Annotated in this window: 13 protein-coding genes; 4 read left to right on the top strand and 9 right to left on the bottom strand. The window is 63.3% G+C overall.

Annotation, left to right across the window (positions count from 1 at the left end):
* Positions 1-18 precede the first annotated feature (18 nt).
* The 7 genes from PHS32_RS17690 to PHS32_RS17660 all read right to left on the bottom strand — a co-directional run bounded on the left by PHS32_RS17690 (position 19) and on the right by PHS32_RS17660 (position 6,982).
* Positions 19-1,092 (bottom strand): ABC transporter substrate-binding protein, encoded by a 1,074-nt coding sequence (locus PHS32_RS17690; protein WP_301080408.1) that lies wholly within the window; start codon positions 1,090-1,092, stop codon positions 19-21.
* Positions 1,089-2,249: an FAD-dependent oxidoreductase gene (locus PHS32_RS17685; protein ID WP_301080407.1), complete on the bottom strand. Its 1,161-nt coding sequence runs from the start codon at positions 2,247-2,249 to the stop codon at positions 1,089-1,091. The genes PHS32_RS17690 and PHS32_RS17685 overlap by 4 nt, the downstream gene beginning before the upstream one ends.
* Positions 2,246-3,649, bottom strand: coding sequence for an FAD/NAD(P)-binding oxidoreductase (locus PHS32_RS17680; RefSeq protein WP_301080406.1), 1,404 nt, complete (start codon positions 3,647-3,649; stop codon positions 2,246-2,248). The genes PHS32_RS17685 and PHS32_RS17680 overlap by 4 nt, the downstream gene beginning before the upstream one ends.
* 62 nt (positions 3,650-3,711) lie before the next feature.
* Positions 3,712-4,023: a (2Fe-2S)-binding protein gene (locus PHS32_RS17675; protein ID WP_301080405.1), complete on the bottom strand. Its 312-nt coding sequence runs from the start codon at positions 4,021-4,023 to the stop codon at positions 3,712-3,714.
* A complete protein-coding gene (locus PHS32_RS17670) occupies positions 4,020-4,814 on the bottom strand; it encodes an ABC transporter permease (protein ID WP_301080404.1) in 795 nt (264 codons plus the stop codon). The genes PHS32_RS17675 and PHS32_RS17670 overlap by 4 nt, the downstream gene beginning before the upstream one ends.
* A gap of 270 nt (positions 4,815-5,084) precedes the next feature.
* A complete protein-coding gene (locus PHS32_RS17665; RefSeq protein WP_301080403.1) occupies positions 5,085-5,939 on the bottom strand; it encodes an ABC transporter permease in 855 nt (284 codons plus the stop codon).
* Entirely contained in the window at positions 5,936-6,982 is a 1,047-nt protein-coding gene (locus PHS32_RS17660) for an ABC transporter ATP-binding protein (RefSeq protein ID WP_301080402.1), read from the bottom strand. Before PHS32_RS17660 ends, PHS32_RS17665 begins: the two co-directional genes overlap by 4 nt.
* A gap of 174 nt (positions 6,983-7,156) precedes the next feature.
* Between PHS32_RS17660 and PHS32_RS17655 the strand changes: the two genes are divergently transcribed.
* From PHS32_RS17655 to PHS32_RS17640, 4 genes are all read left to right on the top strand, one after another.
* Positions 7,157-7,999 carry an IclR family transcriptional regulator gene (locus PHS32_RS17655; protein WP_301080401.1) on the top strand — a complete coding sequence of 281 codons (843 nt, stop codon included), beginning with the start codon at positions 7,157-7,159 and terminating at the stop codon, positions 7,997-7,999.
* 85 nt (positions 8,000-8,084) lie between these two features.
* A complete protein-coding gene (locus PHS32_RS17650) occupies positions 8,085-8,312 on the top strand; it encodes a hypothetical protein (protein WP_301080400.1) in 228 nt (75 codons plus the stop codon).
* A gap of 2 nt (positions 8,313-8,314) precedes the next feature.
* Positions 8,315-8,800: a PIN domain-containing protein gene (locus PHS32_RS17645; RefSeq protein WP_301080399.1), complete on the top strand. Its 486-nt coding sequence runs from the start codon at positions 8,315-8,317 to the stop codon at positions 8,798-8,800.
* A gap of 52 nt (positions 8,801-8,852) precedes the next feature.
* The gene (locus tag PHS32_RS17640; protein WP_301080398.1) at positions 8,853-9,572 is read left to right on the top strand and encodes a tetratricopeptide repeat protein; all 720 of its coding nucleotides are present in this window, start codon (positions 8,853-8,855) and stop codon (positions 9,570-9,572) included.
* Positions 9,573-9,713: 141 nt separating this feature from the next.
* On the opposite strand, the gene PHS32_RS17635 is transcribed toward PHS32_RS17640, so the two are convergent.
* Positions 9,714-12,557 carry a sulfide/dihydroorotate dehydrogenase-like FAD/NAD-binding protein gene (locus PHS32_RS17635; RefSeq protein ID WP_301080397.1) on the bottom strand — a complete coding sequence of 948 codons (2,844 nt, stop codon included), beginning with the start codon at positions 12,555-12,557 and terminating at the stop codon, positions 9,714-9,716.
* On the bottom strand, positions 12,554-15,820 hold a 3,267-nt coding region (locus tag PHS32_RS17630; RefSeq protein ID WP_301080396.1), incomplete at its 5' end, for a 2-oxoacid:acceptor oxidoreductase family protein. The genes PHS32_RS17635 and PHS32_RS17630, both read right to left, overlap by 4 nt.

The following is a 15,820-nucleotide window of genomic DNA, read 5'->3' as shown; positions in this document are numbered from 1 at the left end:
GCTTCCGTTTGAAGTCTTCTATCGTTCAATGGTCCGGTTCCAGCGCGCATTCCAGGCCGGACGGTTTTCGTTGATGGCATTCCAGTCGACCACCACCGCGGTCTTCATGTAGTCGCCAAACTGTTTCAGCTTGAGCTTGGCATCGTCCCCCACCGCGGGCGCTTTGGGGTTCGACGGAATCTGGTTGCCATGCTGCAATCCGGCGGCTTGCGCGTCGGCTGTCAACAGGTACTCGGCCAGTTTTTGCGCCAGCGCCGGTTCGCTGTTGTTGGCGATCACGCACTCGGCCACCATCAGCACCACCGAGCCTTCCTTGGGCTGCGCGTATTCAACCGAAATGCCTTTTTCCTGCAACGAGGCGACCGAGGTGGGTGTCAGCGGTGCAATCGCGGCCTCGCCGGTTTGCAGCATCTCCGAGAGCTTGGCCGAACTGGGGATGTACTCCAGCACATTGGGACCGATGCTGCTCTTCCAGGCGTTGAAGCCGGGCTCGACATTGGTGTCGGTGCCGCCCTTGATGCGGTTGAACATCAGGAAGCCGTGCAGACCGAACGTCGATGACGAGAGTGACTGGAACACCACTTTACCCTTGAATTTGGGGTCCGCCAGATCCAGCCACGAGGTCGGTGCGGCCCAGCCTTTTTCGCTGAACATCTTTTTGTTGTAGGCCAGGCCCGTCATGCCCATGGTGACACCGGTCGCCATGTCGCCCTTGAAGCGGGCGGTAGGGAACACCTCGCTCAGCGCCGGGCTGGGTTTCATCTTTTCGCACAGGCCAAAACCGATGGCGCGAACCATCACGCCGTCGTCCAGAAACATGACGTGCATCTGCGGCTTGTCCTTGTTGGCCTGGGCCTTGGCCAGAATGTCGGACGAGGTGCCCGGCACCACCACCACCTTGACGTTGTTGGCCTTCTCGAAGGCCGGGAACACATGTTCGGTCCAGGTTTTTTCCATCACGCCACCGTTCATGCCGATGTACAGCGTTTTGGTTTGCGCATTGGCAAGCGGAGCCGCCAAGGCCACGGCAGCGACTGCCAGTGACAGCAGCGAGCGCGCGGCCGGGTTGATGTTTGAAAGTTGGTGTTTCATGGAAAATCTCCTTGGGGTTGAGGTGGCGGGGGAAGGTGCTCTTGAGAGGCGAGGTAGCGGGAAATCGAAAATGCGGAAATCGGCGTGCTGCTGGCGCCGTCCTGCACCAGCTCGGCCAGCGCCGCGCCGACGGCCGGCCCGATCTGAAAGCCGGCCCCGGCAAAACCAAAACCATGGATCAGCCCGGGTGTCGTTGTGCTGAAACCAATAACAGGCTCGCGATCAGGCAGATAGCCTTCGGTGCCGCTCCAACTGCGAATGATGCGGGCATGGCGCAGCGCCGGCAGCAACTCGACGGATTGCGCCAATACCAGTGAGATCGCTTCACGGCTTGGCCGGGCTCGCTGGGCGTCCAGCGCAAAACCGCGCGAGCCACCAATGACGCAATTGCCACGCAGCGCCTGGCGCGCGTAGATGCCGCCGCCTTCAACACCCAGACTCAGGTTCATGAATACGCCCAGCGGCTCGGTCACGGCCATCACCGGGTGTGCCGACACCATGGGCACCGGTTCGCCAAAACGCTCCGCGATGGCGCCGGCCCAGGCGCCGGCGCAGTTGAGCAGAAAACTTGAGCGCAGCTCCAGATCGGTCGCCGTCGTCAGCACGAATTGCTTGCCGTCGTGGGCTATTTCCTGGACCCGGGTCTGTTCCCGAATGTCGGCCCCGGCCCTGGCCGCGGCGCGCGCAAAAGCCGGCGACACCAGGCGCGGGTTGGCGTGCCCATCCTGCGGGCAGTAGGAGCCGCCCATGGCGCGCTCGCCGAGCCAGGGGTACAGCCGGCGCAATGTTGGGGCACCGAGTATTTGCAGGTCCATGCCAAAACCCCGGCTGCGCTGCCGGTAGTCTTCCAGCGACGCCAGATCGGCTTCGCTGCGGGCAATTTTGAGGTGCCCGGAGCGGACGTATTCGCCATCGATGCCAATCAGCTGGGGCAGGCGACCCCAGATCTCGTGGGCGCGCTGCGACAGCGGCAACTGAGCCAGTGAGCGCCCCTGGCGCCGCACGCCGCCGTAGTTGACGCCGCTGGAGCGTGAGCCGCAAAAGTCGCGTTCCAGTAACGTCACCGACATCCCCCTCTGGCGCAGCGCCAGCGCCGCCGAGGCGCCGACGATGCCGCCGCCGATGATGGCCACGTCGCTCAGCAACCGCTCCTTCATGCGGCCTCCTCCTGAGCTATCGCTGCCACCGGCTGAACCAGCGCGAACGGAATCGGCTTGATCGGCGCCTGGCCGCGCAAGCGTCCCACCTGCTGGACCGACTGGCCGCTACAGTGGGCCAGAACTTCGGCGGCCGCGTGCGCGCACATGCGGCCCTGACAACGCCCCATGCCGACCCGGCTCAAGGCCTTGAGCCGGTTGATCTCGGTGGCGCCGGTCGCCTTTGCGGTACGGCGCAAGTCGCCCGCCGTGACCTCTTCGCCGCGGCAAATGACCAAGTCATCCGGTGCCTGCGCGGCCCAGTCGGTGGGCAAGGGAAAGGCGCGCTCCAGGCCGACCCGAAAGCGCTGCGTGCGCGCCAATTGACGTTCCAGCGTGGCCGCGCGGTCCCGGCTGGCGGCGCCAAGACTGATCCTCGCGTCTTGCAGCAAGGCCAGCGCAGCCCGTTCACCGGCCCACTCTGCCGCGTCGGCACCCATGATGCCGGCGCCGTCGCCGGCCAGGTAGACGCCCGCCACGCTGGAGCGCCCGGCCGCGTCGCGCTGGGGCAGCCAGGCCGCTTGCAGCGCATCGAAATGGAAGCGGCAGCCCAGAATGTCGGCCAGTTGGGTCTCCGAACGCAGACCGTAACCCAAACCAATGGCATCGCAGGCCAGCGTCTGCTCGCCTTGCGCACCGTGCCAGACGACACCCGTGACGCGGGTCTGGCCCAGCACCCTGACCGGCCGCACAGCGCCTTGCAGACGCACCCCGTGCGCGCGCAACCAGGCCACGTAATACAAGCCCTTGGCCAGCACCGCCGGTTGCCGCAACAGGGCCGGCAGCGCCGCCATCTGATCGCCCAGGGTGGCGCTGTCGAGCACGGCCACAACATCCGCACCGGCTTTCGCATATTGATAGGCCACCAGGTACAGCAAGGGGCCGGTGCCCATGAACACCACCCGGCTGCCGATGGCACAACCCTGGAACTTGAGCGCCACCTGGGCGCCGCCCAGGCTGTAGACACCGGGCGTGGTCCAGCCCGAAAAAGGCAGCACCCGATCGGTGGCACCGGTGGCCACAATCAGTTGCGCATAGGGTACGGTGGAAGTCCGGCTCTGCTGCAAGACATCCAGCCGGCCGGCCTCGGCATTCCACACCAGCGTGTTGGGACGGTAGTCAACGCTGTTCAGCATCCCGTTCATGGCCTGGTGCACGGCATCGGCACGCGCCGCCTCAAAACCGTAAAGCGATTCCTTCGAGCGTTGGAAGTGCGCCGGTGGCTGGCGGTAGATCTGGCCACCCGCGCGCGCCGCCTCATCGATCAGCAGCGGGCGCAGGCCGTGGCGCAGCAGTGTCTGCGCGGCACGGATACCGGCGGGCCCGGCGCCCACAATGACCGGCTGCAACGCGGCGCTCACTGGAGTACCTTCGTGCTGCGCACAGCGGTGCGAGCTTGCTTGGGGACGGCCCGGCGCGGCGCTCATGTCGTGGCGTCCCGCTGCGTCAACAGCCGCATGCCGGGCTGAATGAAGGTGCAGCAGGCTTGGTAGCGCTCACCGCTCTCGCTGCCAACCCAGCAGTCCTGGCAAGCCCCCATCAGGCAGAAGCCGGCCCGCGCCGCACCACTGAAGTCCGAGTGCCGCAGAACCATGCCGTGCGTCAACAGCGCCGTCATGACCGTGTCACCCGCCAAGGCCTCAAGAGGCTGGCCATCGAGCGTGAACGTGACGCGCTCGCGCTGCGTCTCGCTCAGTCGTTGAAAAAGAGGATTGCTCGTCAGCGCCGCAGTCATTTGCCACCCACCAGAATCTTGTCCAGGCCATACAGCCGGTCCAGCAAAAGCATGACCGCAGCGGTGAAAGCGACCATCAAGGCCGAAGCAGCGGCCATCAGTGGATCGATCGACTCGGTGGCGTACATGTACATGCGCACCGGCAAGGTCACGGTGGCCGGTGCCGTCACAAAAATCGACATCGTCACCTCGTCAAAACTGTTGATGAAAGCCAGCAGCCAGCCGCCCGTGACACCCGGCAGAATCATCGGCAGGGTGACGCGCCGAAACACCGTCAGATCGCCGGCCCCCAGCGACAGCGCGGCCTGCTCGCAACTGCGGTCGGCGCCGCTGGAGGCCGCCACCACCAGTCGCAACACGTAAGGCGTGATCACCACCACATGGGCCAGCACCAGCCAGAAGAAACTGCCGGTGGCGCCGATCAGCGAGAACAGCCTGAGCAACGCCACGCCCAGCACCAGGTGGGGAATGATCAGCGGCGACAGAAACAGCGCGTTCAAGGCGTCGCGCCCGGCGAAGCTGTAACGCGTGATGGCCAGCCCGGACGGCACCGCGATCAAGGTCGCCAGCGTGGCCGAAGACAACGCCAGCCACAAGCTGTTCCAGAACGAGGTGACGAAATCGGGGTGGGCGAACACTGCCTTGAACCAGCGCAGCGAGAGCTGCGTGCTGGGAATCGTCAAGGTATTCTCCGGTGTGAAGGCGACCACGCACACAATCAGCAACGGTGCCAGCATGAAGCTGATCACCAGCGCGTTGAAGAGCAATGCCAGGGGGCCGTTTTTCGACATGGCTAGGGCCTGCTCACACCAATTTCGCAAGTGCGAACGTGAATAAATACGCGCCAATCTAGGCGCGCGACGACGCCCAGACTGGATGTCTGGGCTAGGAGTGCAACAACGAGTGGCGCGTATTTATTCACGTTCCCTCCGGGTTGTGGCCAAAAATTCCACGCGCGGCGTTGCGAAGCCTTGCCGGAGGATGACTCCGGCTGCGTTTCGCGCCTAGCGCATGAAATTTTTGATCCGCAACGCATCTTGTGAAATTGGTGTGAGCAGGCCCTACCCCAGCGCCCTCTTGTAGCGGCCTTCCAGCACGCGGTTGTAGCTCAGCATCACCAGCAGATTGGCCAGCAGCAGCGTCAGCGCCAGCGCTGCGCCCAGTGGCCAATTGAGTTCATGCAGGTACTCGTCGTAGACCACCGTGGCCACCATCTTGAGACGACGGCCGCCCAGCAGACCGGGAATCGCAAAAGCGCTGGCACTCAGTCCGAACACGATCAGGCTGCCGGACAAAATCCCTGGCATCACCTGCGGCAGCACAACGCGGCGCAACGTGGTGAATTGCGAGGCCGAGAGCGACAAGGCGGCGTTCTCGACCCCGGCATCGAGTTTTTGCAAGGAGGTCCAGACCGGGATCACCATGAAGGGCAGCATCACGTGCACCAGCGCAATCACCACCGCCCATTCGGTGTAGAGCAGGCGCAGCGACCCCAGTCCCAGCGCCTGCAAGCCTTGGTTGACCAGACCTTGCGGCCCCAGCAGCATGCTCCAGCCGAACGCCCTGACCACCACCGACACCAGCAAGGGCGCCAGCACCACCAGCAGAAAAATGGAGCGCCAGGGATCACCCATGCGACTCAGCACATAGGCCTCGGGGGCGCCGATGGCCAGACAGATCAAGGTAGTGAGTCCCGAGATCCAGAAGGTGCGCCAGAAAATCCCGTAGTAGTACTCGTCGCTCAGCACGGCAGCGTAGTGCGCCAATGTGAACTCATTCTTGACGCCGGTAGCGTAATCGAACACGTTGAACGACAACACTGCGGTCAACCCCAGCGGCACCAGCAGCAGACAGCCGAACAGCAGCAGTGCCGGTGCCGACAGCGCCCAGGGTGTGGTGCTGGCGCGCAGGCTCATGACAAGACCCGCAGCGAAGGCGCGGCCCAGGCCAGACCGGTGCGCTGCTGCTCCTCCAGCGGCTGGGCGTCGCCATTGGGGCAGGCCACCAGCAACTCGCCAACGGGCGTACCGAGGTGGTAAAGCCATTGGCTGCCAAGAAAGAAGCGCGCCGTGACGACGCCGTCCATCTGCCCTTGCCCAAGCGGCACGAAACTGATTTTTTCGGGCCGCAAACTCAGCACCACCTCGGTACCCTCGCTCAGGCCGGTGCCATCGACCGCCAGTTGCAAACTGCCCAGCGCAATCTGCGCTTGGGGACCGGTGCTGCGCACGCGGCCCGACAGCAGGTTGGCCTTGCCGACAAAGGTCGAGATGAAGCGCGTTTGCGGTTGCTCGTACAACTTGTAAGGCGCATCGATCTGCGTGACGCGGCCGGCTTGCATCACCACCACCCGGTCGCTGATCGACATCGCCTCGGTCTGGTCGTGCGTGACCATGATGGTGGTGGTGCCCACTTTGCGCTGGATTTGCCGCAACTCGAACTGCATCTCCTCGCGCAACTTGGCGTCCAGGTTGGACAGCGGCTCATCCAGCAGCAGCACCGGCGGTGCTATCACCAGAGCCCGTGCCAGCGCCACCCGCTGGCGTTGACCGCCCGACAGCTCGCGCGGATAGCGCATGGCGTGCTCTTCCAGGTGCACCAGCGCCAGCGTCGCATTGACGCGCTGGCGCCGCTCGGCGCTGGCAACGCGCCGCATCTCGAGCCCGAAACTGACGTTGTCGAAGACCGTCATGTGCGGGAACAGCGCGTAGCTCTGAAACACAATGCCCAGGCCGCGCGAGTTGGGTTTGGCGTGGGTGATGTCGCGCCCATCGAGCAGGATCTGCCCGCTGCTGACCTCGGTAAAACCGGCAATCATCTGCAGCGTCGTGGTCTTGCCACAGCCCGACGGACCCAACAAGGACACGAACTCGCCTCTTGCCACGCTCAGGCTCATATGGGCCACCACGGGGGTAGCACCATACAGCTTGGACACATCAGAAAGCGTCAAAAAAGACATCCATCACTCCTTGTCATCACCCGGCAAACAGGGCCTAGCGCGAGACCGTGGCCGGACAATGTGAGTGCAAATGATCTCCTAAAAGATTTAACGCCGTCAACAGGGTATTCCATCAAACGACATAAATTTGTAATATATTCCGATTGTCGGAATACTTATGCAAATGTATTAAATATGATTCCATTAAAAGATAATCTAAAACCCGAAAGCCCTGGCGTTGGCGGACTGGAACGCGCCTTCGCCATCATCCGGCTGCTGGCCGACGCGAAAACGCAGGGCGCGCGCGTCACGCAAATTGCCAAGGCAGTGGGACTGACCCAAGCCACCGTGCACCGCACGCTGCAAGCGCTGATTGCGCAGAACGTGGTGGAGCAGGATCAGCGCAGCAAGCACTACCGTCTCAGCATCGAATTCTTTGTGCTGGCGGCGCGCGCCGGCAATCCGATGAACCTGCGCGACCTCTGCCGCCCGACCCTGCTGCGCCTGTGCGCCAGCCTGGGCGACACCATCTTTCTGCTGGCGCGCAGCGGCTTCGACGCGGTCTGCCTGGACCGCAGCGAGGGACCGTTTCCGATCCGTTCCTTCACCGGCGACATCGGCGGCCGCATTGCGCTGGGCATCGGGCAAGGCAGCCTGGCGATACTGGCATTCCTGCCCGAGGCCGAGCGCGAGGAAGTGATCCGCTTCAACCTGCCGCGGGTACACGAGCTGGGGGTCTTCGACGAGGTCTACCTGCGCACCGAGATCGAGTCCGTGCGCGAGCTGGGCTACGCCGGGCGCAACACCGGTTTGCTGGAGGGCATGGCCGGTGTCGCGGTACCGGTTTGCGACCATGACGGTCGCGCCGTCGCGGCCCTGAGCGTGGGCACCATCTCGGCGCGCCTGAGCCCCGAGCGCCTGCCTACCGTGGTGGAAATGCTCAAGCGCGAAGCACAGGGCATCAGCCCCAAAATCAACCCCTTTGATCCGACCCTGCGCCGCCCGGTGTCAAGCCTGACGGCGCTGCAACCCAATTGATCTGGTTTGATCCGTTTCACTTGCTGTTTTTGATCGCTTCGTGTACACTTCAAGTCTTATCCAGTGCGCACTGCAATTTACTCACATGCTCCGCAATATCACTCTCTCCGCCGACGAACAACTGATCAATCGCGCCCGCGAAAAAGCCGCGGCAGCGCAGACCACGCTGAACGTCGAATTTCGCAATTGGCTGGCCACCTATGCAGGCTCGCAAGACGAGGCTGCTGTGGCCCGTTTTCGAGACGTTATGAAACAGCTCGCCCATGTCGACGCCGGGCGCAGTTTTACACGCACCGAGATGAACGAGCGTTGAACATGGCCAGCTTGATGCAGCCCAAGGCAGGCGAGGTGTTTTTCCTGGACACCAACATCTTTGTCTACGCCCTGCTGGCCAGCGAACCACTGAAGAAGCAGCGCGCACTGCAGTTGATGGAGTTGGCCCTGGCCAGCCATCTGGGTTGCACCAGCTACCAGGTGATTCAGGAATTTGCCAACGTCGCCACCCGAAAATTTGCGCAACGCTGCACTGCCGATGAGTGCAAACAGTTCATAGACGCCGCCATGCAACCCATCAATCGCGTCGGCTCCAGCCCGGAGTTGCTGCATAGCGCACTCGATTTACAGCTTGATACCCGCTACAGTTTTTACGACAGTCTGGTGCTGGCCGCTGCCTTGCAAGCCGGCGCCGATGTACTCTACACCGAAGACCTGCAACACAACCAGTTGGTAGGCGGCACGCTGCGCATCGTCAATCCGTTTTTGCTGGTGGCGAATGAGGCAGAATCAGGCTTGGTTGCATAAATAAAAAAAGCCGATCCACCAAGGATCACCAACAACGCTGCAAGGGAGTCCCATGAAATTCTTCGCACTGCTATTGGCCCTGTTGCTGGCCTGCATCACGCCAGCCCAAGCCATCGACCAGAACACGCTGGAACAAGTCATGGTGCTGGCGAACCGAGGCAATGCCGAGGCGCAATACCACGTTGGCATGCTGTACAACAACGGCATCGGCGGCGCCAGCAAAGACCCCAAGCTGGCTTTTGATTGGTTCCTGAAATCGGCGACCGGCAAAGACCCGCTGGGCGCCTACAAGCTTGGCTGCTATTACGCCGGGCAATTTCCCGGCGCCGCGCCGCTGGACCCACAACAGGCGCTCGACTACAAGCTGTTCTCAGCCGAAGCCGGCTATGCATTGGCGCAATACGATGTGGCCAATACCTACTATCGAAAAGCTGACCACGCACAGGCCGGCAAATGGTGGAAGCTGGCGGCACAACAAGGCTTTGCGCCATCCGCCTTCAACCTCTCGAAGTGGTACCACGACGGCAACGTCGAAGCCAGGGATTTGGCCATGACCTACGCTTGGTTCAAAATTTCACAACTGCTGTCACGCGGCAAATTGACCGACACCGCGCAAGCGAGCCTGGACACGATCGCCGCGCAGATGAGCAGCGAACAGGTGCAGACCGCCGAAAAGTTCGTCAGCGATTGGCGCCCCACGCCCACCGCGCTGACACTCGCGGCCCGCGATGCGCCGGGGCGTATCGAGGCCCTGCTCAAGGCCACCAACTAATGACACCTTCACCGACAGCTTGTCATGCCGGACCCCGAATCAGAGTCCGGGGCGGGCCCAATCCGGCATCCATGGATTGCGGGTGCTGTCACCCAGGACCTGATCCGGGGACGCAATGACAGTGACTGATTTCGCAAAGCCTCACGCAAACCCGTGGCTCACCCTGCTCTCCTGCTCCTGGGTCTTGAACTGATTGAAGCGCGGCAGGAACTTGTCCCAGTCGATGATGTGGCTGTCGAGTTCGGGGCCGTCGACGCAGGCGTGCTTGCGCACCATCTTGCCGGCAATGGTGACCGGCACCATGCAGGCGCCGCACATGCCGGTGGCGTCCACCATGATGGAGTTCAAACTGGCCACGGTCTTCACGCCGTAAGGCTTGGTCAGGTCGCTGACGGCACGCATCATGAGCGGCGGGCCTATGGTCACCACCTCGGCGATTTTGCGGCCCTTCACTGTCATGTTGTCTTTCAGCATGACTTCCAGCGGCGTCGTGACAAAACCCTTGGCGCCAAAGCTGCCGTCGTTGCTGGTGTAGATAACGTCGAGCTGATCGCCAAATTCAGCCTTCAAGGCGGCGACACGTTCTCCGTCCTTGACCCAGAACAGCAAGTCCGAATTGCGGAAACCGGCAATCAACGTCACATGGTTGCCCAGCCGCAAGTGCGCGCGCATGATGGGATAGACCGGCGGCAATCCTAGACCGCCGGCGGTGAACACCACTGTCTGCGGCCCCTCGTAACGGTGCAGCGCGCTGGGCAAGCCCAGCGGTCCGGCGATGCCGGTGAAGGCGTCGCCGACCGCCATTTTGTTGATGGCGATGCTGCTGCTGCCCATGGCTTGCACCACCAGGCAAATGGTGCCTTTTTGCGCATCCCAATCGGCCAGCGTCAGTGGAATCAGCTCGCCCTTGTCCCAGGGCAAGACGCGCACGAACTGCCCGGCTTGCGCCGCCTTGGCAACCAGCGGTGAATGCACGATGAACTCGACAATGCCGTCGGCCAGCTCGATTTTTTCCAGGATCGTTTGCGGTGCGGCGCCGAGCCCGGTGTAATGCTGAGCGCCTCTGACCATGGTCTGAATTTCGTCGGCAGTGAGGTTGATGTCGCCGACAATTTCGCGCGCCGCCGCTTGCCCGTCGCCGGCCGCGCGAATCGCCGTGGAGCCGCCGCGCGTGGCATCGCCGCCGGAGTAAACCCCGGCCAGTGAAGTCTGCTGCGAGCCGTCGGCCACATCGATGGTGCCCCACTTGGTGGTCTTCAGGCTGGGCTCGGATTCGCGGATGATGGGGTTGGGCGTGTTGCCCAGCGCCATGATGACCAGGTCCACCGCCATGGTCTCTACCTTGCCGGTGCTGACCGGGCTGCGCCGGCCGCTGGCATCGGGCTCGCCCAGCGCGATCACATCGAGCTTCGCGTGCGTCACAAAATGGGTTTTGTCGTCGCCGACAAATTCGCTGGGGGCGCGCAACTCCTTCAACTGGATGCCTTCCTCCAGGGCGTGGTGCAACTCTTCAACGCGCACCGGCATCTCGGACTGGGTGCGGCGGTAGACGATGGTGACCAGGCCACCCAGGCGGCGCGCCGTGCGGGCCGCGTCCATGGCCGTGTTGCCGCCGCCGATGACGATCACCCGCTTGCCGCGCGTCTCGGGCAACGGCGTCTCGTAGTCCTGGTGCAAGCCCTGCATCAGGTTCACGCGCGTCAGGAACTCGTTGGCCGACATGACGTTGAGCAGGTGTTCGCCGGCCACGTTCATGAAGCGCGGCAAGCCGGCGCCGGTGCCGATGAAAACCTTCCAGAAGCCGGCTTTTTTCAGGTCCTCGATGGTGGCGGTCTTGCCGACCACAAAGTTGGCAACGAACTTGCCGCCCAGCAGCCGGATCTTGCCGACCACATCGTCGATCAGATCGTTGGGCAGCCGGAACTCCGGGATGCCGTAGCGCAGCACGCCGCCCAGTGCATGGAAGGCCTCGAACACCGTCACCGGGAAGCCCTCGGAGGCCAGCAGGTAAGCGTTGATCAGACCGGCCGGACCGGAGCCCACCACCGCCACCGGCGGCTTGTCGGCCTTGGCCCAGGGGTCCGGCAAATTGGCAAAGCGCGCGGCGATGCTGTCGGCATTGACCAGTTTTTCGCGCTGCGGCAGGTACCACTCGATCTGGCCGATCTCGATCGGCTGTTTCTGGTGCGTGCAGACGCCCTGGCATTGCAATTCCTGCGGGCAAACGCGGCCCGTGACATTGGGCAGCGGGTTGCAATTTTCGATCAACTCCATGGCTTCGCGAAAACGGCCGGTGCCCAGCAATTCCAGCATTTCCGGAATATGAATCTTGACCGGGCAACCGCCTTTGGGTTCGAACTTGCCAGCCACGTGGACGCCGATTTCGCAGGGCTTGTCTTCACACTGTTTGTCGCGCAGCGCTTCCAGCCAGACGAACATCTCGACCTCGCGCGCGCTGTAGCCCAGGTTCATGTAACCCAGGTAGCCCTGGTTCACCAGACCGAAGTCGCGCGAGCGCTCCTCGGCATCGCGCATGTAGGGCGGGATGGCGTTCTCGGCCGGCCAGTTCTCCGACAAGCCCTTGAACATCGGGTAGCGCTCCGACAGGTGACCGTCGATGGCGCGCACGAACTTGCGCTTGAGCTTGAGCGGCACGTTCCAGACAAAGCGCATCAGCACCTTGCTGGCGTCGTCGTCGCGCAGCAGCAAGGCCCACAAGGTACGCGTGAACTCGGCACTGAGTTCGTCCTGCTGAAATTCCCACACCATGGCGTTGCTGCCGTCGGCGATGAACATGTCGCGAAAAGCCTGCGGCTCGGTCAGCAGGCGCCGGCGCAGCAAGGTCAACTGCTGATTGAAGGTCTCGACCTCCAGGCTGCCCTCCAGGGCCTCGATCTGGGAGCGGGTACTTTCCAGCGTGCTGCTGGCACTCAGGTAGCGCTGCAGCGCATCGCCACTGCCGGGGTTCGGGTTGACGCTGCTCATCGAATGATCTCCGCGTCGCAATTGGCGGACACGCGCTTGATGCGGGCCTTCAACTCGGGCGTGACGGTCAGCCGTTCCAGTGCGCCGGGGATCATCCGGGCAACGTCCCGGGACTGGCCGTCGACCACGATCCGGGTCTTCTCGAACAGCTCCGGCAAGTCCTGGTAGCAAGTCTTGCAGTCGGTGCATCTGACCTGGTCGGCAATGTCGTAGCTGACCAGCGCATCGGCAGTCGCCACGGCCGCTCCTGTGGCCGCTGCGGGGCGGTCGGAGATCGCCGTGATCGGTATGACTCGGGACGCAGCCACCGGCGCCTTGCTGGAGGCCGCCAGTTCCGCCATGGCACGGGCAAAAGAGTCCAGCGACGAATCGCGCTGCGTCACCGAATCAAGGTATTGCGCCTGCAAGGTTTCCATGCCCTGGCGATGACTCTCGCCCAGCTTGGCCACATGCTGGCCATCCAGGTATTGCAGCAGATGCCAGTACTTGCGACGCTCCTCCACCAGCGCCACGATGGCCTCGGCCAGCCCGATTTTGATCAGGCGCTTCTTGCCGTCGGTGGACCAGATGAAAGCGGTCTTGCCGGCGCGCTGGGCTTTCGGCAACTCGACATAGGCCTCCACCGGCAGCGCATTGGCAGCGTCGGCGCCCAGTTTGTGGAACTGCTTCTTGAAGCGAATTTCACCGAGCGCGAAATGCGCCGGTGTCAGCGCCATGCTCAGCATCTTGAGCTGGCCCTCGTCGTCGATGTATTCCAGCGTCGTGGTGGCCCAGGTCTTCTCGGGCTCCGGGTTGCCTTCGAGCGAAAACCAGTCGTGCAGCGTGCTGCCGCGGCGCGGATCGTGCACGAATACCGGACTCATGCGGCTCTCCACCGCCAGCCGCGAACGCTCCGACGATGCCGCGTCGCCGATGCCGTGCTCACCCTGGCAAGGGGTGTAGACGTCCAGCACCGCCGGCCCGTCGGTGTAATTCAGGAACTCCATCGTGTTCTTCAGGAAATGCCCTTGCAGCGCGGTGCTGCTGGCGCAGACGAACACGTTGGAATGGAAAGCGGCGATCAGGCCCAGTTCCTTGCGCGACTCGTGCTTGCCGCTGGCGGCACTGCCGAAGCGCGCCAGATCGGAGTCCTGCCCCAGGAAGCTGGAGGTCGAGGCCTGACCACCGGTATTGGAATAGGAGCCGGTGTTGAGCACCAGGACTTTCAGCGGCGTGCCGCTCATCAGGATGCGCGACAGCGCGCCGAAGCCGATGTCGTAGGTGGCGCCGTCGCCACCGACCGTGATCACGGTGGGCATCTGGCCCAACTCATCGACGCTGAACTGCTCCCAGGACAACATGCGCAACTCATGGTCGTGGGTCTTGGCGTCGTAATCGTCGGCCAGTTCCAGCCGGGCCAGGCGCTGCGCCCGCACGTCGCCAACAGTCTGCGCGGCGATGCCCTCGAAAATACCCTTGGCCAGCGGCTGCGCATCCTGGAACAAGCTGTTGACCCAGGGGTCGTTGTAGCAGTTGTACGGGAAGGTCGACGCGTAAACGCTGCTGCAACCGGTGGAGTTGGCGACCACGGCGCCGGCCGGACCGTTGCCGCTGGGGCCGCTCTCGAAGTAGTAGAGCCGTTTTTCCAGAATGGCGACCAGCGCGGCCAGACGTTGCCGGCGCTCGGTGTCGGTGTCGGTGTCGGTGTCGGTGTCGGTGTCGGTGTCGGTGTCGGTGTCGGTGTCGGCCAGCGTCGCCTGCTTGGCGCCCAGGCCGGCAATCAAACGCTCCAGTTCGCGGATATGGTCGCGCTGGCGCTTGCTGGCCAGGGCATGGTTGGTGGCCATCACAAGGCGGATGGCGGTGACCTCGCCGCAGCCGCGGCAAGCCCCATGGCCGCCAGTGGTGGCGTAGTAGTTGGCGCGGTCCAGCAGCAGACGCTTGACCTCACCGTCAGGCTTGATCGCGCCATCGACAAAGCGCGCCGGCGTGTTGGGCAGCTTGCCCATGAACTCGAAACGCTGCTGCAGGGTCTCCAGCACGGCCGCATCCTGCTCGCGCGCCACCAGGGCGCCCGGGCCGCAGACATCCACGCACTCCAGGCAACCGGTGCATTTCCAGGGATCGATGTTGGCGGCGTACAGGCCGCCACTGCCTGGCTTGGCCTTTTCCATGGCATCAAAGAAAGGCCGCGTGCGCGCTACCGGATAGAGCGCCAGCAGCTCGATCAGCTTGTTGAAATTGCGCAGCAGCGTGACGTTGTCGGTTTCCAGATGGGTCGCCGCCTCGGCCACCAACTCGTGGAACGGCCGCGCCTGCTTGCCCTGGCGGTAACTCTCGCGCACCGCCTCGGCCAGCGCATAAACGTGGCCGCGCATCGCCTCGGCTTGCGCCGGCGTGATGTCCAGCTGTTTGATGCCTGCCAGCAGCAACTCGTGAATGTCGTGCACCACGTTGGGAATGGCGGCATCCGGGCAGACCAGAGCGCACTCCATGCAACCGGTGCACAGGTCGGCCTTGAACTCGGGCACGGTGCGGCGGAACAGCCCCTTGTCCTTGGAGCCGGCGCTGCCGGCCGGCATGAACAAGCCGCTGCCGGGCAGCACCGGTGCCTCGCCGATGCTGCCATCGCGGAACGGGTCCAGCACCATGTCGTCGTAATACTGGCGGTCGAACATGCCGGCACAACTCGATGTGCCGACGTTGTGGCAGGCCGCCGCCGACAGCGAAGCGTTGTGAATCACAATCGGAGCCGGTTTCGCCTCGATGCTGGTGAACTGGGCCTGGTCGTAATCGACTTTCTGCGTCGCCTCTATGCCCTCGCGGATCACCGCCATATTGCCGTCGATCACGGCACTGCCCTTGCCGCCGAACTTCTTCGAGATTTGCTGGCGGACTTTTTCCAGGATCACATCCGCCGCAGCCCCGGCCGACACCTGGTGCACATGACCCGCCACTGCGCCAATGAAGGCGATGCCCATCATGCGCGTGGCCAGTTCCGGCGTCGGCGCATTTTTCTTGGCAACGGCAAACGCATCGATGATGAAGAAGCGGATCTTCTTGCTGCGGATGGTGGCCCGGGCCGGCGCCGGCAAACCGGCCCAGACCTCTTCGGCACCGGTATTCGATTGCAGGATAAAGGTGCCGCCAGCCACCATCCCCAGCAGCGGATTGGTGTGGCTGAAGACCTTGTGATCGGGCGCCACCACGACTTCGACGTCCTCCAGTTCGGCATTGGTGATCTTGACCGGCTCCGGGCTCAGGGTAATGTAGTAGTTGGTCGG

The sequence above is a fragment of the Rhodoferax sp. genome (assembly GCF_028714215.1).
Lineage (GTDB): Bacteria > Pseudomonadota > Gammaproteobacteria > Burkholderiales > Burkholderiaceae_C > Rhodoferax.
The sequence above is the reverse complement of the archived record's forward strand: the minus strand, read 5'-3'. Positions and strand labels throughout refer to the sequence as shown.